Genomic DNA, 22750 nt, shown 5'->3' on the forward strand with positions numbered 1-22750 from the left:
GCCATGCTGCTGCGCACCACCGACCCGTTCCGCGACCTCGACCGCCTGACCCAGCAGCTACTCGGCACGACCAACCGGCCCGCGGCGATGGCGATGGATGCCTGGCGCGAGGGTGACCGGTTCGTCATCGAGTTCGACCTGCCCGGCGTCACCCGGGAGAGCATCGACCTCGACGTCGAGCGCAACGTGCTGACTGTCCGGGCCGAGCGCGTGACCCGCAACGGCGACTGGCAGATGCTGGCCAACGAGCGCACCCGCGGGACCTTCAGCCGCCAGCTGGTCCTCGGCGACAACCTCGACCTCGACCGCATCGAGGCCAGCTACGACGCCGGCGTGCTTCGGCTCGTCGTCCCGGTCGCCGAGCGCGCCAAGCCCCGCAAGATCGAGATCGGCTCCGGCCAGGACAGCGAACACCGGGAGCCCGCGGCGATCGAGGGCTGATCCCCTCCCGCCGTCGGGGGTCGCCGGTCACGCACCGGCGGCCCCCGCGCGCGAGGATGCGAGGCCGGTCGGAGCACCCTGCTACCGTCTGAGGTGTTGAAGGGGGTTCTCCCCACCCGGTGGCCACAGTGGTCGCCGAGCTCATCGCCTGTTCGTTGGTCTTCGGTCAGCTGGACATACACGCCATGTCTTCAGCTCGCAGCGAGCGCCCCGCGCGCGCTGCATCCACCGCAACGAAAGAGGAATCAGATGACCCAGGGCACCGTGAAGTGGTTCAACGACGACAAGGGCTTCGGCTTCATCGCCCAGGACGGTGGCGGCGCGGACGTGTTCGTCCACCACACCAACATCCAGGGCACCGGCTTCAAGAGCCTCGCGGAGAACCAGAAGGTCGAGTTCGACGTCGTCGCCGGCCAGAAGGGCCCGCAGGCCGAGAACGTCCGCGCGGTCTGAGAAGACCCCGCACCGCTGAACGGCGGCTCCCGGCTCACGCCGGGGGTCGCCGTTCGTGCGTTTCCGGGGGGGGTGTCCTACTTACCCGGATATCCGGGTAAGTAGGACGTTCCTGGGCGAAGCATCCCCCGGGAACGTCAGGGAAGGCCCGAGAGGTCGGCGATCGGGGCGGCGATCAGTCCGCGGTCGCCGACGCCCCCGTGATCGGCGTGATCCAGGACTGGTGCGTCACGCTGTTCTTGGTGATCGCCAGCAGCTCGTCCATGTGGGGCTCCAGCCCGGTCACCTTGTCGAGCGGCACGCCGACGATCAGCTGGAAGCCCAGGCCGCGCCAGGCCTGCACGGCGCGGCCGGCGAACTCCGAGTCGGCCTTCACGAAGCCCTCGTCGAGGAAGACCGGGGCGAAGCGGGGCCGCGAGCGGGTCTCGTCGCCGAGGCGGAAGCGCAGCGCGGAGCCGACGATGAAGGCCACCAGCTCCTGGCTCTCGCCGCCGCTCTTCTCCCCCAGCGTCCGGTACGTCGCCCGCAGCTCGCCGGTCGCCGGGTCGTAGCGCTCGGCGCTGATCTCGACGTGCCGTCGTACGTCGAGCAGCCGGTCGCGGTCGGTCGCGGCGGCGCCGGCCTCGCCCACCTGGGTCGGCCTGCGCAGCTGCTGCATGAAGCGGCTGAGGTCCGCGAAGCGGCGCTCAAGGTCGTCCTCGGCCAGCTCGGTGGTGGCCGCGGAGGAGAGGGCCCGCAGGTCCTTCATGAAGACCTGGACGTGGGCCGGGGCCAGCCGGCGCAGGCGGATCCGGAGCCGGTCGCCGGAGGCGCCGAACTCCAGGCGCCGCAGGATCGCGTTGATCGGGTCCAGCCGGTCCTCGATCTCCTCGATCGAGGCCGCCATCGCCCCGACCAGCGGGACCAGGTCCTGGCCGCTCCACTCGGTGAGTCGGCGCCGCCACTCCGAACGACGCCCGGCGAGGCCCTTGCCGCGGATCTCCTCGAGGATCCGCGCGTAGTCGGGGTACGACTCCGCGGTGGCGCCCAGGTTGGGCGAGTCCCACTGGAACTTGTAGAGCCGGAAGATCCCGGTCAGCTCGTCGTCGACCCGTCGGATCTCGGCGTCGGCCTCGGCGACCGCGCCGTGCAGCCGGTCGGCGAGGCGCTGCGAGGTCTCGGAGAACCGGTCGGGGTCGTCGGGGTCCGCCGGCGCCGCCGCGGCCGCGAACTCGGTGGCCAGCGCTGCGTCCTGCTCGGCGGTGAGCACGACCGCCCCGCTGCGCTCCATCGCCTCGAGCCGGTCGTTGACCAGGTCCTCGGAGTCGATCAGCTCGGCGTGGGTGGAGTTCAGCTCCTGCTGGCGCCGCTCCAGGCCGAAGCGCGCCCGGCGGGTCTGCTCCAGCCGGGCCTCCAGCGCCTCGACCTGCTCCTGCAGCACCTGGAGCTGGTCGTCGGCGGCCAGGATGTCGTCGCGGCGCCGCTCGAGGTCGGCGATGCGGCGGTCGCTGCCGGCCACGTCGAGGTCGTCGAAGCGGGCGTCGGCGACCGCGTCGTACGCCGTCCGCGCGCGGGTCAGCACGCGCAGCCGGCGGTCCTGCTCGGCGACCTCCGCGTCGAGGGCGACCAGCTCCTGCTCGAGCGTCGCGAGCTCGGCGTCGATCTCGGCGATCGCGCCCTCGTTGGAGAAGCCGATGATGCTGCGGGCGTCGTTGCGCCCGTGGGCGCCCCGGCGGCCGCTGCGGGTCTGGCCGGCGAGCGTCACCCGCAGCCCGTCGCCCTCGAGCCCGGCCGCGGTCTCCACGCACAGGGCGTTGCGGGCCGGGTCCTCGACGTGGGCCTGCACCCAGCCCGAGAACGGCGAGTCCTGGAACAAGAGCTTGCCGGCGATCCGCTCCGGGTCGCCCGGCCCGCGGTCGGGGAGGTCGAGCTCGGCGCCCTCGAAGGTCAGGCGGCCGCGCAGCTGCAGCCCGTCGATGGCGGCCGAGAAGGCCGCGAGCCGGTCGAGCGGCACCAGCAGCACCCGCGCGGTGCCGCCCAGGACGGTCTCGATCGCGGTGCGCCAGCGCGCCTCCTCGGGCGCGACGTCGAGTAGCTCGGCGACGAACGGCAGCTCGTCGATCCCGAGCCCGCTGGCCTCCGCCACCTCGGCGCGCAGCTCGTGCATCCGGGCCGGCATCCGCCCGGCCCGGCCCTCCAGCGACGCCCGCTCGCCGCGCAGCTCGCCCTGCCGCTGCTGCAGCGGGAAGCGCCGGTCGCGCAGCCCGTCGCGGGCCCGGCCGAGCCGGTCCTGCTGGCCCTGCCAGCCGTCGAGCCAGGCGCGGGCCCGCTGCTGCAGCGCCGCGAACGCGGCCTCGGACCCCAACGCGTCCGCGACGCCGTCGGCGTCCGGACCGGCGTCGTCGCCGGACAGCTCGATCAGCGGCAGCAGCCGCTCCTGCAGCACGGCCCGCCGGCCGGCGCGGTCCTCGCGGACCACCGCCTCCTGCTCCAGCGAGAGGGCGAGGGACTGCAGCGTGGAGCCGCCGGCCGCCCGGTGCGCCTCCTTGGCCGCCTCCAGGTCGCCCTGCAGCGCTTTCTCCGCACCGGCGGTGCGGGTGCGCTCCTCGTCGGTGGCCCGGCGGTCGTCGCGGTTGGCGTCGACCGCGCCGCCGAGCAGCCGGCGGTGGGTGCGCAGCAGCCACAGCCGCAGCGGGGTGTCGCCGGGCAGCGTCACGCCGTACGCGTCGAGCTCGCCGAGACGTACGCCGGCCGCCACCCGCCGCTCGTGCAGGTCGGTGATCGGGTCGAGCAGCTCGAGCTTCTGCTCCTCGACCCGCATGGCGGAGTACGCCGTGTCGAGGTCGTCGAAGTGCTCGACCGCCCGGTCGGCCGCGGCGTACGTCGAGGGCCGCTCCAGGACCATGTCCTTGTAGAGCTCGTCGACGCTGCGCACCTGGTTGCCGGCCTGGATCCGGGCCAGCAGCCGCAGCGCCTTCGCGCCGTCGCCGTTCGCGCCGATGCCGAGGCGGGCGTGCAGGACCGCGGAGAACTCGGCGTACGTGCGGTGGACGCGGACGCCGGGGTAGAGCTTCTTGAGCGTGTTGGCGTGGAAGCGCTCGGGCACCGCGACCTCGAGCGCGTCGAGTGACAGCGCGCCCTCGTGGGTCACCAGCTGCATCTGCACCTCGCCGGAGCGGGCGGCCCGGCGCGGGACGTAGTAGGTGCGCAGCGCGGTGAAGCGGCCGCCGTGGTCGTTGACGAAGGTCATCGCGACTGCGCCCCAGGTGTCGGAGCCGCGACCGCGCAGCAGCTGCTCGACCGGGCGCCCGGTGCGGGGGTCGTCGACCACGTCGACCGCGCCGCGCAGGTAGGACAGCAGGTTGCGCTGGCCGACGCCGCGGGCCCGGCCCGCGACCGCGTCGTTGGAGGCGCCGTTGAACTTGGTGTCCGACGGCATCATCAGCGCGGTGTAGGCGTCGAGGATGGTGCTCTTGCCGACCCCGGAGGCCCCGGAGATCATCGTCGCGTCGCCGCGCAGCGGCACCGTGGTCAGGCCGCCGAAGCCGCCCCAGTTGACCAGCTGCAGCAGCGCCGCGCGCCACTGCACCGTGTCGTCGGCGGGCGCGTCCACCAGCTGCTGCTCGAAGAGCCCGTCGGTCGTCGTCACTCCGTGTCCTCCCCGTGAACCGGCCCGTCGGGCTGCTCGTCGAACAGCTCCGCCTCGGGCTCGGGCGGCGGTTGCTCGGCCCGGTTGGCCCGCTGCAGCGCCTCCAGCAGCTCCTGCATCAGCTCCAGCGGCAGCAGCGGCTCGACGGCCTCGCTGATCTCGTAGCGGTCGTCGGAGGCCGCCCCGATCAGCAGCCCGGACTTCACCACGCTGACCACCGCGTTGCGGGCGCGCTTCTCGTCGCCGGCCTCGTCGGTGGCATGGGCCGGCCGGAAGCTGGCGACGTACTCGACGATGTCCTCGCGGTCGACGAAGACCCGCGCGTCCCCGCCCGCCAGACCGGCGCGCAGCCGGTCACGCAGGTGGACCAGCACCAGCGTCTCCTCGCGCGACCACGCGGCGTCGTAGAGCAGGGTCGGGAAGCGGCTGCCGGTCTCGGAGGTGGCCTGGCGCTTCCAGGCGACCTCGCGCGACCGGTCGACCACGAGGTCGAGGAACAGGTCGTTGAGGCGCGAGCGGAGCACCCGCTCGTGGTCGACCAGCACCGGCCAGTCGCGCGGGTGGGTGCGGGCGCTGATGAAGCGCTGCTTCAGCAGCGCGACCAGGGCCCGGCGCTGGGCGTACTCCAAACCGCCCTCGTCGCCCTCGAAGAGCGAGACCGAGGAGTCGTCGATCGGCTCGACGTCGAGGTCGACGTCCACGTCGGGGTCGGTCACGGGGCTGCTGTCGAGGTCGGCGTCGACGCTCATCGCGCGGCGTCCTCTCGGGTCTCGGGTCGGCGGTCGGGATCGGGCAGGGGGGTGCGGGGCACGGAGAAGGTACGGCGGCTGCCGTCGGGCCGGACCGCCACGAAGGCCTCCAGCTCCTCCTCGCTGAGCCACTCGCGGTCGGCGGCGAGGTGGAGCAGGCCGAAGATCTCGACCGGCCGTCGCAGCGACGGCTCGAGCCGGTCGAAGAGCTCGCCGAGCGAGCCGGCGGGCAGCAGCGACCCGAGGGTGTCCTCGAGCCGGCGGCGCAGCGCGGACAGCCGCGGCCCGCCCTGGGCCAGCAGCCCCTCGAGGGACACCGGAGGCGCGTCGTCAGGATCGCCCGGTCGGATCCGCTCGGGGAGCACGTCGTCGGCCGGGTCGTAGAACCGCTCGCGCAGGTGCTCGGCCCCGGCCCGCGCCGGCAGCAGGGGTACCTCGTGGACCGCGCGCGGGCCGGTCGTGGCCATCCAGGTCATCAGCTCGGACTCGATCTGGCGCAGCGTCTGCTCGAGCTCGCGGTCGCGGGCCGCGTCGTGGGAGACGATGTACTCCTTCAGCGTGGCGGTGACCCGCGAGCGCTGCGCCAGCACCCGGTCGAGCCCGTCGCGCACGAGCCGCACCGTGCCCTGCAGCTCGGCCCGGTCGGCGTCGCTGATCAGCCCCCCGGAGAGCGGGTGGTCGAGCAGCGCCGTGAGGTCCTCGCGGAGCTGGGTCACGAGCGCGTCGTCGCGCAGCAGGGCGAAGGCCCCCTCGAAGGCCCGGCCCTCGTGGGTGGCGGTCATCAGCGCGTCGGCGCGCGCGAGGTAGTCGTCGATCACCTCGCCGGCCGGGCGGTCCTCGGCCCGGAAGGCGGCCAGGATCTGCCCGCGGATGGTGGCGAAGCGCTCCTCGACCCGCGCGAAGTCGCTGGGCAGCGCCGAGATCAGCGAGAGCAGCTCGGTGAACCCCTCGACCATGTAGTCCTCGGTCGCGCTGACCAGCTCGGCGCCGTCGACCAGCCGGTCGCGCTCGGCCTGGAGCCGGGCGATCTCGGCGTTGAGGATGGTCACCCGCGACGTCCGGTCGGGGTTGGCCTCGGCGTTGAAGCGCCGCACGGTGCCGAGGATGGTGGCGATCCGGTGCTCGCTGAGCGTGGCCCGGTCGCGGGCCAGGTTCTTGACCAGCTCCAGGGCCTGCTGGGCGTGCGAGGTCAGCGTGTAGACCTCGTGGCCGGTCTCGTCGAGGGCCCGCACCAGCCACTGCCCGCGCATCCACCGGTGGCACAGGTCGCGGCCGTTGCCGGTCGGGACCTCGGTCTCGCCGGCGAGCCGGATCTCGGCCAGGTGCTCCTCGACCTGGGCGTGCAGGCGCGCGGTCGGGATCGGCTTGTTGTTGCGCCCGAAGGCGGCCCGGAACACGGTGATGACGACGGCGGCCTGCCGCTGGTGCAGCAGGGTGAGGGTCGGCTGCGAGAAGGCGCCCTTGACCCGGGCCAGCTCGCCGGCGATCTCGCTCATCCCTGCTCCTCTCGCGCTCGCGCCCGTGGGCGGTTCGTCAGCGGGCAAGTGTCGCAGAGAGGTCCGACCGTACGATCATCCCGTGCAGGCGGTCCGGTACGACACGTACGGCGCGACTCCCGTGCTGGTCGAGGTCCCCGACCCCACCTGCCCCGCCGACGGGGTGCTGGTCGCGGTCGGCGCCACCGGTGTCTGCCGCTCCGACTGGCACGCCTGGCAGGGCCACGACCCGGTGCCGCTGCCGCAGGTGCCCGGCCACGAGTTCGCCGGTGTCGTCGCCGCCGTCGGACCCCAGGTGCGCACGGTCCGGGTCGGCCAGCGGGTGACCGCGCCGTTCGTCTGCGGCTGCGGCCGGTGCGCCTGGTGCGCGGCCGGCGACGCGCAGGTCTGCCCCGACCAGCAGCAGCCCGGCTTCACGATGCCCGGGTCGTTCGCCGAGTTGGTCGCCGTACCGGCCGCCGACCTGAACGTCGTGGTCCTGCCCGACGACCTCGACCTCGTCACCGCCGCGGCGCTGGGCTGCCGGTTCGCGACGTCGTACCGCGCGCTGACGGCGCACGGCCGGGTCGGGCCGGGCGACTGGGTGGCCGTGCACGGCTGCGGCGGCGTAGGGCTCTCGGCGGTGATGATCGCGGCCGCGCTCGGCGCCCGGGTCGTGGCGGTCGACCTGTCGGACCAGGCGCTCGCCCTCGCGACGGAGCTGGGCGCCGAGGTCGTGCTGACCGGCGGCGCCGACGCCGCCCGGCGGGTGCTCGAGACCACCGGCGGCGGGGCGCACGTGTCGCTGGACGCCGTCGGCTCCCCCGCCACCGCCGTCGCGTCGGTGTCGTCCCTGCGCCCGCGCGGTCGCCACGTCCAGGTCGGGCTGCTGCTGGGCGAGCAGGCGACGCCACCGCTGCCGATGGACCTCGTGGTGGCCAAGGAGCTGCAGGTCCTCGGCTCGCACGGCATGGCCGCCCGCGACTACCCGCCGATGCTCGACCTGGTCGCGTCGGGCGCCGTACGACCGGACCGGCTGGTGGGCGCCGTCATCGGGCTCGCCGACGCCGGCGCCGCTCTGGCCGCGATGGGCGAGCCGGCCACCTCGCCCGGGATCACGGTCGTCCGCCTCGAGCGGTGATCAGGAGCGGTCGATCATCGCCTGCATCGCCTCGTTGTAGCGCTCGCCCTGGACGACGATCGTCGCGCTGGCCTGCTGGATCTCGTCGAGGTCGGCCGAGGTCAGCGCGAGGGACGCGCCGCCGACGTTCTCCCGCAGCCGCGTCGTACGACGGGTGCCGGGGATCGGGACGATCCACGGCTGCTGGGCGAGCAGCCAGGCCAGCGCCACCTGCCCGGGGGTCGCGTCGTGGCGCTCGGCGATCCGTCCGAGCAGGTCGACGACCGCCTGGTTGGCGGCCAGCGCGTCGGCCTGGAAGCGCGGCAGGGTGCGGCGGATGTCGTTGTCGGCGAAGGTGGTGGACGCGTCGATCCGGCCGGTGAGGAACCCGCGGCCGAGCGGGCTGAACGGGACGAACCCGATGCCGAGCTCCTCGAGCGTGGGCAGCACCGACTCCTCGGGCTCGCGCCAGAACAGCGAGTACTCGCTCTGCAGCGCGGTCACCGGCGTCACCGCGTGCGCGCGCCGGATCGTCCCGGCGCCGGCCTCCGACATCCCGAAGTGGCGCACCTTGCCCGCGGCGATCAGCTCGCCGACCGCGCCCGCGACCTCCTCGATCGGCACGTCCGGGTCGACCCGGTGCTGGTAGAAGAGGTCGATCGTCTCCACGCCGAGGCGCCTCAGCGAGGCGTCGGCCACCTCTCGGACGTGCTCGGGCCGGCTGTCCAGCCCGCCGGTCTGCTTCCCGTCTGCGTCGAAGGAGAAGCCGAACTTGGTCGCGATCACGACCTGGTCGCGGACCGGGGCCAGCGCCGCACCGACCAGCTCCTCGTTGACGAACGGGCCGTAGACCTCGGCGGTGTCGAAGAGGGTCACGCCGAGGTCGACGGCGTCGCGGATGACGCCGACCATCTCGTCGTGGTCGCCGGCCGGGCCGAGGCCGTGGCTCATGCCCATGCAGCCGAGGCCGAGGGCCGAGACCTCCAGGCCCTGCCCGAGGGTGCGCGTGTCCATGCTGGTGCTCCTTGCCGAGGCCGAGGTGGGTGTGCTCCAAGAGAACACCCCCGCACCTGAGCGCGAGGACCTGTCAGCCGCTACAGTGACGGCCACCACAGTTCAGAAATGCGAACGTGGTTCGATCTGTCGCTCGCCCGGAAGGTCCCGTCGCCGATGTCGCACTCCCGCCGCCCGCTCGTGGTCGGTCTGCTCGTGGCGGTCCTCGCGGCCGCCGGCCTGCTCCCCCTCGCCACCGCGCCCGCGGCGACCGGCGCCGCGGGACGGACCTGGGTGGTCGACGCCGTCGACGACGCCTACGGCAACCGCTGGGAGTCCGTGGACACCCTCACCTCCGAGGTGCGGATCGGGGTCGGGGACACCGTCGAGTGGCAGTTCGACCGGGCCGCCATGGCCCACGACCTGACCTCCGAGGACACCCGCGCGGTCTGGCCGGAGCCGATCCTGGAGCACCGCGACATCGACGGGCCGCCGATCCGCCGTACCTTCTCGGCGCCGGGGACCTACTACTACCTCTGCTCGATCCACGGCACCCTGATGCGCGGCAGCGTCGTGGTCGAGGAGCCCGGCGCGAACCGGGCGCCGGTGATCGCGCCGGTCGTCGACCCGACCAGCGGCCCGGCGCCGTTGCTCGTCCACGCGACGGCCAACGCCACCGACCCCGACGGCGACCCGCTGACCTACCACTGGGACTTCGGCACGGCCGACGACGCCTCGGACACCTCGACCGCGGCGCACGCCATGTACGCCTACGACGAGCCCGGCGCCTTCACCGCGACACTGACGGTCTCCGACGGCCGCGGCGGCGTCACCTCCGAGCAGTTCCCGATCTCCGCCGAGGCGGCCAGTCCGGTCTCCGCCTCCGCCACGCCGACCAGCGGCACCGCCCCGCTCGACGTGGCCTTCACGGCCGCCGCGACCACGACCGGCCTGAGCTACGCCTGGTCCTTCGGCGACGGTACGACGGGCTCCGGCGCCTCGCCCGACCACACCTACGACGAGGCCGGCAGCTACACCGCGACGGTCACCGCCTCCGACGCCGGCGGCGTCGTCGGCACCGACACCGTCGCGATCACCGCCACCGAGGACGGCCACGCCCACCTCCCGACGATCGCCGCCACCGCCACGCCCGGCAGCGCGAGCGCCCCGGCAACGGTGGCGTTCTCCACCGAGGTGACCACCACCGGCGAGCTGCGGTCGTACTCCGACGGCCTGGTCTCCTTCCCCGAACTGATCGGCACCGCCGCTCTCGTACGACGTCGCGGGTCCACCACCGCATCCCTGGCGGTGAGCGGCCTGAGGCCGAGCACCGCGCACCCGAACGTGCACGTCCACGAGCAGCCCTGCGCCCAGGACCGCGGGGGTGCGCACTTCCGCTTCGACGAGACGCAGCCGTTCAGCGCGGCCAACGAGATCTGGCCGACCTTCACCTCCGACGCCGGGGGCCACGCCGCCGTGTCGGTCGAGCAACCGCTGCGAGCGGGCGCCCGGGCCGTCTCGGTCGTGGTCCACGACCCCGACAACAGCGCGAAGCGGATCGGCTGCGCCGACCTCGCGCCCGGGACCGGCGAGCTCGCCTACTCCTGGGCCTTCGGCGACGGCAGCACCGGCAGCGGCCCCGACCCGGACCACACCTACGCCCGGGCCGGCCGCTACACCGCGACCGTCACGGTCCGCAGCGTGCACGACGGCCACGGGATGGGCCTCGACGGCAGCCGGACCGCCTCGGTGCCGGTCGTCGTCACCGACACCACCGCCCCCGACACCCGCATCGCCGGCGGACCGACCGGCACCGTGGCCTCGGCCCGGGCGGCGTTCCGGCTCACGAGCGAGCCGGGTGCGACCTTCTCCTGCCGGCTCGACGCCCGGGCCTGGTCGCCCTGCTCCGCCGCCCCCGTCCTCCGCGGGCTGCGCGACGGCGGGCACCGACTGGAGGTGCGCGCCACCGACGCGGCCGGCAACACCGACCCGACGCCCGCCGTCCGCACCTGGACGGTCGACACGACCGGTCCACGGGTCCGTGACCTCCGCCCGGCCGGGAGCACCCGCGACCGCACGCCGACGCTGCGCGCGCGGATCACCGACCGGCGCTCCGACGTACGACGGGTGGTGCTGCGGATCGACGGGCGTCCGGTGCCCGGTCTCCGGCTGCGCGGCGACCGGCTCACCGCGACCCCGCGTCGCGCGCTGGCGCCGGGGCGTCACGTCGTACACCTGGTCGCGGCCGACGCCGTCGGCAACCGCACCGTGCGGACCTGGCGGTTCACCGTGCGTCGGTGACCGTCCAGCGCAGCCCGTCGTACGACGCGAGGCCGCGACGCTCGAACTCCTCCAGCCAGCCGAGCATCGGCCACGCGCCCCAGCGACGGTGGAAGAGGGCGGCGTTGCGGAGGATGTCGTCGAGGTGCTCGACGGGCGGACGCGACACCGGGTGGTGCTGGTGGAAGGCCCGGGCCGCGCCGTCCCAGGCCAGGCCGAGACCGCTCGCGACCAGCCGACGGCCGAAGTCGGTGTCCTCGGCGCCGTAGCCGACGTACTCCGGGTCGAAGCCGCCCGCGGTCGCCCAGGCCGCCGGCGAGAGCGCGAAGGAGAGCGACCAGAACAGGTCCGGGTCGGCGTCCCAGCTCACGGCGCCGGGCGCGGGCGCCGGCCGGCCCGGGTGCGGGTCGTCGAGGGAGGTCAGATCGGCCAGGGGGTAGCCGCCGTCCGGGGGCGGGGCCAGGTAGGTCACCGGGCCCTGCCAGACCGTCCGCGGGTGGGCCAGGACCCGCTCGGCGTACGACGCCACCAGGTCGGGGCCGGCCAGGCAGTCGACGTCGAGGCACACGACGACGTCGGCGCCGGCGTCGAGCGCGGCCCGGACGCCGCGGTTGCGGGCCCGGGCGAGCGGCAGGCCCCCGGGGTCGGTCGCGACCCGGAGCACCCGGCTGCGCAGGCCGTCGACGTTGGTCGGGACGATGGCCGGGTCGTCCATCGCCACCACCACGTAGTCGTCGGGCGGACGGGTCGCGGCGGCCAGGGTCCGGTGCTGGCCCCGGAGGTGCTCGTGGCGGCCGTGGGCGAGCGTGACCACGGCGACCCGGCTCACGCCGGCACCGGGCTGACCGCGGCCACGACGTCGAGGAACCGCTCCGCCGCGTGCCCGTCGCACCAGCACGACCAGCCACGCCCGTCGAGGCCGGCCGCCCGCTCCAGTCGGCGGGCCCAGCCGTCCTGCGGCCAGGTCTCCTCGACCAGCACGGGCAGCCCGGCCGAGGCGAGGGCGCGGGCCGTGGTGCGCTGCTCGTCGTGCGGCCGTCGCTGGGGTACGACGACCGCCGGCCGGCGCAGTGCCGCGACCTCGGCCAGCGCGTTCTGACTCGCGTGCGTGACCACCACGTCGGCGTCGGCCAGCACCGGCCGGGGGTCGTCGACCCAGCTGCCGAAGCGACGGCTGAGCACGGTCCAGGACCAGTCCGGGGCGGAGGCCCGCGCCCGGTCGACCGAGGTCTCGTCGAGGTCGTCGCCGCCGGTGCCGGCGAGCACCACGACCCTCGGAGGTCCGGGGCGTCGTACAGCCGGTGCGCCGACCGGGAAGCGGCTGACGGCGCCGATCGGCCGCAGCCGCGCGAACACGTCGTCGGGCAGGTCGCGCACCAGGCCCGGGACGTCGGCCGGCCAGCAGCCGACGAGCGCGTCGGCGACGCCTAGCCCCAGGGCGTGCGCCGCGTCGCCACGGGCGCCGGGGAGCACGACCGCCACGACCGGCACGCCGTGCAGCCGTACCAGCAGGGCGACCTCGACCGAGACGTCGACCACGACGCAGGCGGGCCGGGCGGTGGCGATCCAGGCGGCCAGCGCGGCGGTGCGGTCGCGGAGCCCGTCGTCGCCGAGCGGCACCCAGTGCAGCCGGCCGTGGGCGGTGGGCCGCAGCGGGCGCTCCCCCTCGTCGTCGCGGCGCAGCTGGACCCAGGGCCCGGGCCAGTCCGCCGGCCGCGGGAGAGACGAGAGGCCGGTGACGACCCGGCCCCGGGCCGCGGCGGCGTGGGCCAGCGCCGTGGCGCGGTGGAGGTGTCCGCTGCCGTGGTGGTGCACGTAGTAGCCGATCACGCCGCGGCCACCACGTCGACCAGGGAGCCGTAGAGCCGCTCGTAGTCGTCGACCATCCGGTCCAGCGAGCAGTGCCGCTCGGCGTGGCGTCGTACGACGTCGCGGTCGCAGGCCCGGGCCTCGGTGATCGCCCGGGCGAGGTCCGCGACGTCCCCGGCCACGGCCAGCGCGCCCGTCCCCGGGGCCACGATCTCGGGCAGGGCACCGCGGGCGTAGGCCGCGACGGGGGTCCCGCAGGCCATCGCCTCGGCGGCGACCAGTCCGTAGGGCTCGTCCCACGCCGGGGTCACCAGGGCCACCGACGCCCGGCCCAGCAGCCGGGCGAGCGCCAGGTGGTCGAGGTGCCCGACGTGCACGGCGCTGGGCCCGAGACGCGGGGCGATCTCGGCCCGGAAGTAGTCGTCGTCGGGCGCCGGCCCCGCCAGCACCAGCGGTACGCCGGCCGCCGCGGCGGCGTCGATCGCCTCGTGCGGGGCCTTCTCCCGGACCAGCCGGCCCGACCACACGGCCGGACCGCCGCCCGGTCCCGCGCGCCACCGGTGGACGTCGACGCCGTTGAGGATCGTGGTGCTGCGCACCGCGTGCGCCCAGGCCTCGGAGGTGCAGCGGCTGACGGCCGCGAAGACGGCCGAGTCCGGAGCCAGCGCCGCCGCCGACTCCAGCCACGGGACCGGCGGGGTGTGCAGCGTGGTCACCAGCGGCACGGTCAGCGCCGGGGCCATGGCGACGGGCAGGTGGTGGAGGCTGTTGTTGTGGACCACGTCGAAGCGCTGGGCACCGTCACGGACCAGGTCCAGCATCAGGCCGAGGTAGGCGTGGTGCTCGGCCATCCACAGGTCCGAGGGCGCATTGACGTCGAGCCGCGCGGCCGCGCTCCCGTCGTACGTCGGCACGGCGAGCTCGTGGACGTCGAGCGCCGGGTCGGACCCGGGCGCGGCGAACAGGGTCACGTGGTGGCCGCGGCGGCCGAGCTCGGTGGCCAGCGCGTGCGTGAGCGCCTCCAGGCCCCCGGCGAACGGCTCGCGGATCGGGAACCTGCTCGACGCGACCAGGCAGATGCGGAGCGGGCGGAGGCCCCTCACCCGGCGGCCTGGACGAGGGCCCGGTAGAGGAGGTCGTGCGCGCGGGCGACGTGGGCACGCTGGTGGCGACGCAGGTCGATCGAGGCGCCCAGCCGGGGCCGGGTCTCGTGGGCCAGCACGATCGACTCGGCGAGCGTGCCGGCGTCGTACCGGTCCTCGTCGAGGAGGTAGCTCAGCACCGGCCCCTGGTCGGCGTAGTAGCCGCAGGTCGGCGCCACCACGGTCGTCCCGAGGTCCCGGCAGGCCTCCAGCCAGCCCGAGTGGGTGCCGAACCGGTAGGGCAGCACCGACACGTCGAGCGAGCCGAGGTAGTTCCACAGCTCGGCGTCGCTGAAGTAGTCGTGGACCCGGAGCTCCAGCTCCCCGGCCGCCTGGCGGTCGCGGAGGTACGACGCCAGCTCGGCGTCCCGGCGGTCCCCGGCGTCGTCGAGGACGTCGCGGTGAGCATCGACCTGCAGCACGGCCCCGGGCAGGGAGCCCACGGTCTCGACCAGCGTCGGCAGGATCGCCATCGGGTCCATGGCCGCGCGCAGGCTCTTGACGTGCAGCCCGACCCGGAAGTCCCAGCTGCGCCGCCGGGCCCGGGCGTCCTGGGCGACGGCCATCGTCCGGAGGTCGACCACGTGCGGGTGCGGCAGCACCTGGGCCTCGCGGCCCCACCGCTCCCGGATCTCCCCCGCTGCGCCGTCGGTCAGGGTGACCAGTGCGTCGGCGGCCGGGACCAGCACGTCGAGCTGCTCGTCGTGCAGCCTCCGCGTCCGGTGGTGCGGGTTGCGCAGGTCGTGGACCGTGAGCACGAGCGGCTTCCCGCGCTCCCGCAGCACCCGCACCAGGTCGGACAGGCGCTCGGGCGAGACCGCGTCGAAGCCGAACTGCAGGTGGAAGACGTCGAAGTCCGCGCTCGCCGCCCACTCCGGGTCCAGCATCACCGGCGGCCACCAGCGCTGGGTGGCCGAGCGCGTCGGGTCGGACGGGTCGGGGTCCGGGAGCCGCCGCGGGGCGGGACCGTTCTCGGGCGCGAGGTGGCGGACGTAGACGTGGCCCGACGGGACGGACGCGACGGTGATCGCATCCCTTCCCGGGCGGGCTGACGTGGGCTGCAGGACGGTCACACCATCAGGTACCCGGGCCCACCCCGGGCCAGGATCGCCCGAGCGGGTGATCGGGCACGCCGGCCGGGTTCGCGTTACCCTCCCCCGACGCCCCCTCGCCCACTCCGGGTACGACGAGAGGAACGAGATGTCCCGCCACACGCTGACCCGCCTGGCCGCCCTCCTCGGCACCGCCGCGCTCTCCGTGACGCTGCTCGGTGTGCCGGCCCAGGCCGACACCGCCCGGGTCGACCCGGTGCGCTACGACCCGGTCCGGCCAGGAGCGCCGGCCTCCAAGGCGGCCACGACCGTCCGGGTCCCGGGCTCGTTCACCGGCTACGGCTTCGACGCCTGCACCGCGCCGAGCCAGGCCGTGATGGACCGGTGGCGCGAGGCGTCGCCGTACTCCGCGGTGGGGATCTACACCGGCGGCGTCAACCGGACCTGCCCCCAGCCCGCCCTGACCGCCGACTGGGTGCGCACCCAGGCCCGCCGGGGCTGGCACCTGCTGCCGATCCACGTCGGGCCGCAGTCGAGCTGCGCCGTGAACCGGGAGTTCCCCGTCGAGATGTCGCTCGACCGGACCACGGCCGAGCAGCAGGGCCGCACCGAGGCCCGGACCGCCGTGACCGCGGCGAGGGCGCTGGCCATCGCCGGCGGCAGCACCCTCTACTACGACCTCGAGGACTACGACCTCGGACCGGACGACTGCCGGCAGGCCGCGTTGTCGTTCCTCTCCGGCTGGACCAAGCAGCTGCACGGCCTGGGCTTCCGGTCGGGCGTCTACTCCAGCATCGGCGCCGCGATCACCTCGCTCGACCTCGCCGACCGGGTCTCCGCCGGCTCCTACGCGATGCCCGACGACATCTGGTTCGCCTGGGGCAACGGCCGGGCCGACACCCGCACCGACTCTCGGGTGCAGAGCAAGCGCTGGGACGGCCACCGGCGGATCCACCAGTACCGCCTCGACATCGTCCAGTCGTACGCCGGCTCCGCGATCAAGATCGACCAGAACTGGGTCGACGTCGGCCGCGGCTCGGTGGCCTCGCGCAGCCCCCGCCTCTGCCGGGGCGTGAACGTCGACCTGCGCCGCTACCCCGCCCTGCGCCGCGGCAAGCGCGGCGCCGCCGTCGAGGCGGTCGAGTGCCTGCTGCGCAAGCAGCGCTTCACCCGGGTCAAGCCCGACGGCCGGTACGACGCCCGCACCGTCAGGGCGGTCCGCAAGGCCCAGCGCCGGCTCGACCTGAAGGTGACCGGCCGCGTCGACCGGCGGACCTGGGTCGCGCTGCTGTCGCGCGGCACGCGTCCGCTGCTGAAGGTCGGCGAGACCGGCCCGAACGTCCGCCGGGCCCAGCGCGCCCTCGGCGCCACCCTCGGGGTCCGCGTCCGCGTGGACGGCGTGGTGACCGTGCGCACCGCCGCCCTGGTCCGCAGGTTCCAGAAACGCGAGAGGCTCCCCCAGACCGCCAACGTCACCGACGTGACCTGGCGCCGACTGCAGGCCGGCGGCTAGCCACCCCGCTGACCCGTCACTCAATGTCCGCTTTCGGCGGCGTGTCGGATCTGGATCGACGGGTCGGTCCGCGTGCGGACCCGGGACGCCGTACGCCGACCCGTCGATCGTGGACCGACACGCCGCGAGAACCCGGCATCCAGTGACGGGTCGGCGTCGGGTGGGGCGGGCCCTAGGCTGGAGCCGCCCATGCAGACCCCACCGCCGCGCGCCCGTCGCCTCCTGCTGACCGTCGACGCGCCCTCGCTGCTCCACCGCAACCACCACGCGCGCGCCCACACCGACCTGCGCGACCGGCAGGGGCGGCCGGCCTGGGCGCTGCACGGGATGCTGCGGCAGATCCTGGAGGCGGTCGACCAGTTCGCCCCGGACGCGCTGCTGTTCGGGCTCGACGACCGTCGTACGTCGGTGCGCGAGGGGCTCTACCCCGACTACAAGGCGGGTCGGGCGGTGAAGGACGCGACCCTGGTCGAGCAGCTGGAGCGGGCCGGCGCGCTGCTGGAGGCGCTCGGCTTCCGCACCGTCACGCCCGACGGCTTCGAGGCCGACGACGTCAACGCCTCCGCCGCCGAGTGGGCCGGGCGCGAGGGCTGGGACTGCGTCATCGTCACCTCCGACCGCGACTCGTTCGCCAACATCAGCGCGCACACGAAGGTGCTGCGGGTGATCGACGGCGGCATCACCGGCTCCCCGCTGCTGTCCCCCGCCTCGCTCCGGGCGATGTACGGCGTCGCCCCCGAGAACTACCTGGCCTTCGCCGCCCTGCGCGGCGACGCGAGCGACAACCTGCCCGGCGTCGCCGGCATCGGCGAGAAGACCGCGCCGGTGCTGCTGGAGCAGATGGGCTCGATGCAGGCCGTGTGGGCCGACATCGACCACGCCGGCGGCGCGAACCTGGTCGCCACGCTCGACTCCTGGTCGGTCGAGACCGGCGGTCGCCGGGTCGGCACCACGCTGCTGAAACGGCTCACTGCCCCGGGCGCCCGCGAGCGCTACGACTTCAACGTGTCGATCATGGCCGGCCGCACCGACCTCGAGCTCGGTCTGACCCCCGACGTCCCCGGCTCCCCCGGCCTGCTCCCGCTCGAGCGGTCCCGGGTGTCGCGCGTGGTCGACTTCCTCGGCGTCGGCGCCACGACGGACCTGGCGTTGCGGGTGCTCACCGAGCCGCCGGCGTCCCTCGGCTGAGCGGCCACCTGTCCGCGGTCCCACGAACAGCGCAATGGCGCTGATGGCGGGCAGGCGATCTGCGAAATGGATCTGTGAACGCAGGTTTTGCCACATCCGCGCCAGGGTAAAGAAACGTCAGGTACCCAGCACCACCAGCTCCGCCCCCGTCTCGGTCTTACGCAGCCCGTGTCCCGGGGGCGGGCTGCATTTGCAAGCCGCCGCGTGCCTCGGCGGTCCGGGCAAGGCTCGCCCCGCCCCCGCGGGGCGAGCCGGGCGGCCCGGGGCGGCGGGTATGGCCCCCGAACCAGCGTTCATCTGGCAACATCTGGGGAATGCCGAACGACTCGGGCTCGGAGAGGCGCGCGCTCGTCGTCGAAGATGACGACGACATCCGCTCGCTGATCGAGTACACGCTGACCACGCAGGGCTTCGAGGTGCGCGCCGTGACCTCGGGGACCGCCGCCGTGGAGACCGTGCGCACCTTCGACCCCGACCTGATCACCCTCGACCTCGGGCTGCCCGGGATCGACGGCATCGAGACCTGCCGGCGCATCCGCGAGCTCACCGAGGCGTACGTCGTGATGATCACCGCGCGCAACGAGCAGATCGACCGGCTCCTCGGTCTGGAGACCGGCGCCGACGACTTCATCGCCAAGCCGTTCGACGCCCACGAGCTGAAGGCCCGGGTCAACGCGATGTTCCGCCGGCCGCGCCGCCCGTCGGCGGCGACGCCCGTGGCGGCGCCGGCCGCGACGGCCGAGCCGGAGACCACCCACGAGGTGCTCCGGCACGGCATGCTGCGCGTCGACGTCGACGGCCGCCGGGCGTTCAAGGACGGCGAGGAGCTGGCGCTGACCCGCACCGAGTTCGACCTGCTCACCGAGCTGATGCGCAGCCCCGCTCGGGTCTGGTCGCGCGAGACGCTGCTCCGCTCGGTGTGGGGCACCGACTGGTCGACCGACACCCACCTGGTCGAGGTCCACATCGGCAACCTGCGCCGCAAGCTCGGCGAGACCAAGGACACCAAGTACGTCCGCACCGTGCGCGGGGTCGGCTACCGGATGGAGTCGGCAGACGCCTAGGCGGCGAGATACTCCTCCAGCGCGGCGTGGGCGCGCTGGGCCGCGTCGGGCAGCATCGAGGCGCGCATCCGGGCCGAGGGCGCGTCCTGACGCCGTACGTCGAGCTCGATCTGCTGGGCGAGCTCGGCCAGCTCGCAGGTGCCGACGGTGGTCGAGGAGACCTTCAGGCTGAGCGTGGCGTCCATCGCGTCGACGAAGTCGGGCGCGTGCAGGGCGCCGGTGATGCGAGCGATGCGGTGGTCGAGCAGGCCCCGGTACTTCTCCGCGAAGGCGCGCGCGAAGGCGCGGTCCTTCATGTCGTGCGCCAGCTTCGCCAACGCCTGGGGGTCGAACACGCTCACCACTCCTCGAGCTCCCTGGGTCCCGTGCCTCTCCCTCAGGCCCCGGACGGCCGCGGGGCGAAGCCGCGGCCGCCCGGGGGGTCTGTGACCAGCAGGGTGCTGGTGGATCGAGGCGACACCGTGAACTCTGCCGGGCCAAGATCAAGCCCGACCGGCCCAAACCCTCAAGGAACGCGCAAAGATCAGCGCGGGGCGACCAGCTCGGCGAACCAGCCCGCGACCACCGCCGGGTCGTGGCGCAGCGCCTCCTCGTGCACCGCGACCTCGGCGACCGCGTGCCCGGGGACGTCGGCGGAGGCCGACCAACCGAAGCACGGCAGCACGCCCTCGCGAGCCATCAGCCCGATCAGCCGCTCGGTCACCAGGTCCGACTCGACCTCGGCACTGACCTGGAAGGTGTTGGTGTGCGGCGGGTCCGGCGCCACCCGCAGCCCGCGCTCCACCAGCGCCGCGGCGAGGTCGCGAGCCCACTCGACGTACGACGGCACCTCGGGGAGCCGGTCGCGCAGGCCGACCAGCGCGGAGACGGCGTACGGCGTCATCCGGAAGAGCGTGCCGCCCATCCGGGTCCGCCACTGCCGCAGCTCGTCGGCGACCTCGGGCTGGGTGGCCACGGCCGCGCCCGCGAGGCCGCCCAGGCCCTTGTAGAACGAGACGTAGACGCTGTCGGCCAGGCCGGCGACCTCGGCCAGCGGCCGGCCCCAGAACGGCTGCGACTCCCACAGCCGGGCCCCGTCGACGTGCAGGGGTACGGCGCGCTCCCGGCAGGCCTCGGAGACCCCGACCAGCTCCTCCCAGGACGGCAGCAGGCAGCCGGCCTCGCGCAGCGGCAGCTCCACCTGCACCGCCCCCAGCCCGGCCGGGAGCGCCCGCACGCGGGCCGCCGTCGGCACCTCCCGGCCCTGGGTCAGCCACTCGAAGCGGAACCCGTGCAGCAGCCGCGGCCCGTCCTGCTCGTGGTGCAGCTGGTGGGCCAGGTCCGGGATCGCGACCCGGGTCGAGCCGCGCCGGTCGCACCAGGTGCGCAGGGTCGCCTGCTGGGCCATCACGCCGCTGACGAAGAAGACCGCCGCCGGCTTCCCGAGCAGCTCGGCGACCTCGGTCTCGAGCCGCTCGACCGGGCCGCCCGCGCCGTACCCGTCCCAGCGGTCGAGGCCCAGGTCGGCGCTGGCCCGGGCGAGCGCGGCGAACGCGCTCGCCGGTGCCTCGCGGCGACGCCAGCCCACCACCGGGCAGGCCAGCATCGCCGCGCGGAACCGGGCCTCGAGATCGTCGGTCACCCGAACAGTCAACCGTGCTCAGTCAACCGTGCTCAGTCGACCGTGTCGAAGAACCCCGCGAGCGCCGGGACCCGTCGCAGCACCAGCTGGTCGAGGGCCAGCACGACCAGCAGCGACAGCCCGAACAGCGGCAGCAGCAGCCCCAGCCCGACCAGCGCCACCAGCAGCAGCGGCGAGCGGACCAGCGGCAGCTTGCCGCGCGGGGCACCCACCCGGCCCGCGCCGCGGGGCCGGCGCCGCCACCACATCAGCGGTCCGGTGACGCACATGAAGATGATGGCCAGGCACATCAGCGCGGAGCCCCAGAACGACCACAGCCCCAGGCTGCGGCCCTCGTGCAGCCCGATGCCGTGCGTGACGACCTTGGCCAGCGCCGGGTAGTCGTCGAAGCCGTACGTCGAGACCACCTGCCCGCCGTACTGGTCGATGTGGACGGTGCGCTCGTCCGACGGCGCGTCGAAGGCGTAGCCGATCACCGAGTAGACGCCGCCCTCGTCGTTGGGGATCGTCACCGTCATCGGGTGCCGCAGGCCCTCGCGGTTCGCCACCTCGATCGCGGTGTCGACGTTGGCGGTGTTGGTGCCGTCGTGGCTGTCCGGGTCGGAGGTCGGGACCTCCGACTTCTGGCTGCCCCAGCCGACGTCGCGCGAGTGGCTGTGCGGCAGCGACTCGTCCAGCGTCGAGAGCGGGTCGGACGCGGCGCCGTGGTCCTCCGACCACATCGAGGTGCCGCGGTCGGTGGCGATCTCCTGCACCTTGGCGCCCCACAGGCCGGTCCACGGCAGGCCGGAGATCAGCAGCATGAGCAGTCCGACACCGACGAACGAGCCGACGACGCCGTGCCGGGAGCGCAGCTTCGCCCCCTTGCGGCCGGCCTTGCGCATCCGTCGGCGGGCCTTCCAGCCACGCACGAACAGGAAGTAGCCGGTCAGCGCCATCACGATGGCCCAGCAGGCGCCGAGCTCGAGCAGCCGGTCGCCGAAGGTCCCGGTCATCAGGTCGGCGTGGAGGCGGACCGCCGTACCGCTGAGGGTGGAGTCGGGGTCCATCGAGCCGAGGACCTCGGGCGTGTAGGGGTCGACGAACACGTCGCGGCCGCCGCCGTCGGCGGTGGTGACCGAGAAGATCGTCGGCCGGCCCTCCTCGCGCGGCTCGGCCATCGACATCACGGTGGCGTCGGGATAGGTCTGCTGCACGGCCGCGAGCTGGGCGGAGTAGGGCTGCTGGACGGCGTCCGCGGACGGCACGTCGACCTTCATCAGGTCGGGGTGCATCAGCGGCTCGAGCTGGAAGCGGAACAGGTAGATCAGCCCGGTCACGGCCAGCACGAGCAGCACCGGCACGACCAGGAAGCTGGCGAAGAAGTGCCAGCGCCAGATGGCGCGGAACAGGCCGCTGCCCTTGCCGCGCTCGCGGCGCTCTCGCGATGGTGGGGTCGGGGCAGGGGTCGGTGGGGTCAGGGTGTCGGTCATCGGTCCTCGGTCGGGTGCGGTCGAACGGTCGTCGGCAGGGTCAGTGCGCGACGAGCGGAGGACCGCGCCGGGACACGGCCCGGGCGAGGACGAGCGAGCGGAGGGCGGCGGCGGGTGCGGGCGCCGCCGGCCCGAGACGTCGTACGGCGGGCAGCGGGCGGATGCGGGCCACCACGATCCGGACGGCCAGGGCGATCAGCGTGAAGAGCGCGCGCTCGCCGACGGCCAGCCAGAGGCCCACGGCCGCGGCGACCAGGAGGTGGGCGAGCATCATCGGCGCGTGGCCGGTCAGGTGGTCGAGCAGGTGGCCCACCGGGAGGGTCGGGCCGCCCGCGTGCGCGCCGCCGGCGTCGAAGGCGTCCTGGAAGGACCCCACCCGGCGGCCGTCGACGGTCGGGAGGCTCCCGCCGGCGGGCAGCGGCCCGGCCGCGGTCCGCGCCGGGTCGCCGGCGTGGCCGGCCGCCGTCGAGAGCACCAGGTGGACGGCGGTCTGCCCGCCGACCAGGAGTACGACGAGCCGCAGCGCCGTGGCCGGCCGGGCGAGGAACGCGGCCGCACCGACCACCGCGACGACGTACAGGAGCGCCATGGCCACCGGCCCGGGCAGCAGCCCGTCGGCCGTCACGTGGCCCAGCGCCCCGAGGAAGACCGTCACCGAGGCGAGCAGGACCGCACGGCCCCACAGCACTCCCGGATCCGTCCTCATGACACCAGATCCTCCCACGTGACCCCCCGCAAGGGCCGAGTCAG

Annotated in this window: 19 protein-coding genes; 7 read left to right on the forward strand and 12 right to left on the reverse strand. The window is 74.5% G+C overall.

Annotated elements, in window-relative coordinates; genetic code table 11:
• Positions 1–3 precede the first annotated feature (3 nt).
• Together BLT76_RS17160 and BLT76_RS17165 are read left to right on the forward strand one after the other, a co-directional pair.
• Positions 4–441: an Hsp20/alpha crystallin family protein gene (locus tag BLT76_RS17160; protein WP_090858901.1), complete on the forward strand. Its 438-nt coding sequence runs from the start codon at positions 4–6 to the stop codon at positions 439–441.
• Between the two features lie 249 nt (positions 442–690).
• Complete coding sequence (locus tag BLT76_RS17165; protein WP_090858906.1) at positions 691–894, forward strand: cold-shock protein; 204 nt, start codon at positions 691–693, stop codon at positions 892–894.
• A 175-nt stretch (positions 895–1069) separates the two neighbouring features.
• Here the strand turns inward: BLT76_RS17165 and BLT76_RS17170 are convergent, their stop codons facing one another.
• The 3 genes from BLT76_RS17170 to BLT76_RS17180 are packed head-to-tail and all read right to left on the reverse strand — an operon-like array spanning position 1070 to position 6767.
• On the reverse strand, positions 1070–4522 hold the full coding sequence (locus BLT76_RS17170) for an ATP-binding protein (protein ID WP_090858909.1): 3453 nt from the start codon (positions 4520–4522) through the stop codon (positions 1070–1072).
• Complete coding sequence (locus BLT76_RS17175) at positions 4519–5271, reverse strand: DUF4194 domain-containing protein (RefSeq protein ID WP_090858913.1); 753 nt, start codon at positions 5269–5271, stop codon at positions 4519–4521. The genes BLT76_RS17170 and BLT76_RS17175 overlap by 4 nt, the downstream gene beginning before the upstream one ends.
• On the reverse strand, positions 5268–6767 hold the full coding sequence (locus BLT76_RS17180) for a DUF3375 domain-containing protein (protein WP_090858917.1): 1500 nt from the start codon (positions 6765–6767) through the stop codon (positions 5268–5270). Before BLT76_RS17180 ends, BLT76_RS17175 begins: the two co-directional genes overlap by 4 nt.
• 82 nt (positions 6768–6849) lie before the next feature.
• Here BLT76_RS17180 and BLT76_RS17185 point away from each other — a divergent pair, with 82 nt between their 5' ends.
• The gene (locus tag BLT76_RS17185; RefSeq protein WP_090858919.1) at positions 6850–7887 is read left to right on the forward strand and encodes a zinc-dependent alcohol dehydrogenase family protein; all 1038 of its coding nucleotides are present in this window, start codon (positions 6850–6852) and stop codon (positions 7885–7887) included.
• On the opposite strand, the gene BLT76_RS17190 is transcribed toward BLT76_RS17185, so the two are convergent.
• The gene (locus BLT76_RS17190; protein ID WP_090858922.1) at positions 7888–8880 is read right to left on the reverse strand and encodes an aldo/keto reductase; all 993 of its coding nucleotides are present in this window, start codon (positions 8878–8880) and stop codon (positions 7888–7890) included.
• Positions 8881–8988: 108 nt separating this feature from the next.
• Between BLT76_RS17190 and BLT76_RS17195 the strand changes: the two genes are divergently transcribed.
• The gene (locus tag BLT76_RS17195; RefSeq protein ID WP_090858926.1) at positions 8989–11160 is read left to right on the forward strand and encodes a PKD domain-containing protein; all 2172 of its coding nucleotides are present in this window, start codon (positions 8989–8991) and stop codon (positions 11158–11160) included.
• Here BLT76_RS17195 and BLT76_RS17200 read toward each other — a convergent pair.
• From BLT76_RS17200 to BLT76_RS17215, 4 genes are read right to left on the reverse strand one after another with little or no spacing between them, the layout of a single operon-like run.
• Complete coding sequence (locus tag BLT76_RS17200) at positions 11144–11968, reverse strand: glycosyltransferase family 2 protein (protein WP_090858929.1); 825 nt, start codon at positions 11966–11968, stop codon at positions 11144–11146. The two genes, BLT76_RS17195 and BLT76_RS17200, sit on opposite strands and share 17 nt — an antisense overlap.
• Positions 11965–12969, reverse strand: a complete 1005-nt coding sequence (locus tag BLT76_RS17205) for a glycosyltransferase (RefSeq protein ID WP_090858932.1) — start codon at positions 12967–12969, stop codon at positions 11965–11967. Before BLT76_RS17205 ends, BLT76_RS17200 begins: the two co-directional genes overlap by 4 nt.
• A complete protein-coding gene (locus BLT76_RS17210; protein WP_090858935.1) occupies positions 12966–14051 on the reverse strand; it encodes a glycosyltransferase in 1086 nt (361 codons plus the stop codon). Before BLT76_RS17210 ends, BLT76_RS17205 begins: the two co-directional genes overlap by 4 nt.
• The gene (locus tag BLT76_RS17215; protein WP_244509459.1) at positions 14048–15163 is read right to left on the reverse strand and encodes a glycosyltransferase family protein; all 1116 of its coding nucleotides are present in this window, start codon (positions 15161–15163) and stop codon (positions 14048–14050) included. The genes BLT76_RS17210 and BLT76_RS17215 overlap by 4 nt, the downstream gene beginning before the upstream one ends.
• 127 nt (positions 15164–15290) lie before the next feature.
• Here BLT76_RS17215 and BLT76_RS17220 point away from each other — a divergent pair, with 127 nt between their 5' ends.
• The 3 genes from BLT76_RS17220 (at position 15291) to BLT76_RS17230 (ending at position 18907) form a co-directional block, all read left to right on the forward strand.
• A complete protein-coding gene (locus tag BLT76_RS17220) occupies positions 15291–16655 on the forward strand; it encodes a glycoside hydrolase domain-containing protein (RefSeq protein WP_090858938.1) in 1365 nt (454 codons plus the stop codon).
• A gap of 189 nt (positions 16656–16844) precedes the next feature.
• Positions 16845–17843: a 5'-3' exonuclease gene (locus BLT76_RS17225; RefSeq protein ID WP_090858941.1), complete on the forward strand. Its 999-nt coding sequence runs from the start codon at positions 16845–16847 to the stop codon at positions 17841–17843.
• Between the two features lie 314 nt (positions 17844–18157).
• Complete coding sequence (locus BLT76_RS17230; RefSeq protein WP_090858944.1) at positions 18158–18907, forward strand: response regulator transcription factor; 750 nt, start codon at positions 18158–18160, stop codon at positions 18905–18907.
• Here BLT76_RS17230 and BLT76_RS17235 read toward each other — a convergent pair.
• From BLT76_RS17235 to BLT76_RS17250, 4 genes are all read right to left on the reverse strand, one after another.
• On the reverse strand, positions 18904–19242 hold the full coding sequence (locus BLT76_RS17235; protein WP_090858947.1) for a hypothetical protein: 339 nt from the start codon (positions 19240–19242) through the stop codon (positions 18904–18906). The genes BLT76_RS17230 and BLT76_RS17235 overlap by 4 nt on opposite strands.
• A gap of 188 nt (positions 19243–19430) precedes the next feature.
• Positions 19431–20528, reverse strand: a complete 1098-nt coding sequence (locus BLT76_RS17240) for a threonine aldolase family protein (RefSeq protein WP_090858950.1) — start codon at positions 20526–20528, stop codon at positions 19431–19433.
• Between the two features lie 32 nt (positions 20529–20560).
• Complete coding sequence (locus BLT76_RS17245; protein WP_090858953.1) at positions 20561–22000, reverse strand: PepSY-associated TM helix domain-containing protein; 1440 nt, start codon at positions 21998–22000, stop codon at positions 20561–20563.
• 40 nt (positions 22001–22040) lie between these two features.
• Positions 22041–22706, reverse strand: coding sequence for a hypothetical protein (locus BLT76_RS17250; protein ID WP_139175639.1), 666 nt, complete (start codon positions 22704–22706; stop codon positions 22041–22043).
• Between the last annotated feature and the right edge of the window lie 44 nt (positions 22707–22750).

The organism is Nocardioides lianchengensis (genome assembly GCF_900101465.1).
Lineage (GTDB): Bacteria > Actinomycetota > Actinomycetes > Propionibacteriales > Nocardioidaceae > Nocardioides > Nocardioides lianchengensis.

Bases quoted from the DNA above. Each gene is read 5' to 3' on its own strand.
- BLT76_RS17225 (WP_090858941.1), top strand. From the start codon at position 16,845: ATGCAGACCCCACCGCCGCGCGCCCGTCGCCTCCTGCTGACCGTCGAC.
- BLT76_RS17175 (WP_090858913.1), bottom strand. From the start codon at position 5,271: ATGAGCGTCGACGCCGACCTCGACAGCAGCCCCGTGACCGACCCCGAC.
- BLT76_RS17160 (WP_090858901.1), top strand. From the start codon at position 4: ATGCTGCTGCGCACCACCGACCCGTTCCGCGACCTCGACCGCCTGACC.
- BLT76_RS17230 (WP_090858944.1), top strand. From the start codon at position 18,158: ATGCCGAACGACTCGGGCTCGGAGAGGCGCGCGCTCGTCGTCGAAGAT.
- BLT76_RS17165 (WP_090858906.1), top strand. From the start codon at position 691: ATGACCCAGGGCACCGTGAAGTGGTTCAACGACGACAAGGGCTTCGGC.
- BLT76_RS17250 (WP_139175639.1), bottom strand. From the start codon at position 22,706: ATGAGGACGGATCCGGGAGTGCTGTGGGGCCGTGCGGTCCTGCTCGCC.
- BLT76_RS17195 (WP_090858926.1), top strand. From the start codon at position 8,989: ATGCGAACGTGGTTCGATCTGTCGCTCGCCCGGAAGGTCCCGTCGCCG.
- BLT76_RS17190 (WP_090858922.1), bottom strand. From the start codon at position 8,880: ATGGACACGCGCACCCTCGGGCAGGGCCTGGAGGTCTCGGCCCTCGGC.
- BLT76_RS17220 (WP_090858938.1), top strand. From the start codon at position 15,291: ATGTCCCGCCACACGCTGACCCGCCTGGCCGCCCTCCTCGGCACCGCC.
- BLT76_RS17180 (WP_090858917.1), bottom strand. From the start codon at position 6,767: ATGAGCGAGATCGCCGGCGAGCTGGCCCGGGTCAAGGGCGCCTTCTCG.
- BLT76_RS17245 (WP_090858953.1), bottom strand. From the start codon at position 22,000: ATGACCGACACCCTGACCCCACCGACCCCTGCCCCGACCCCACCATCG.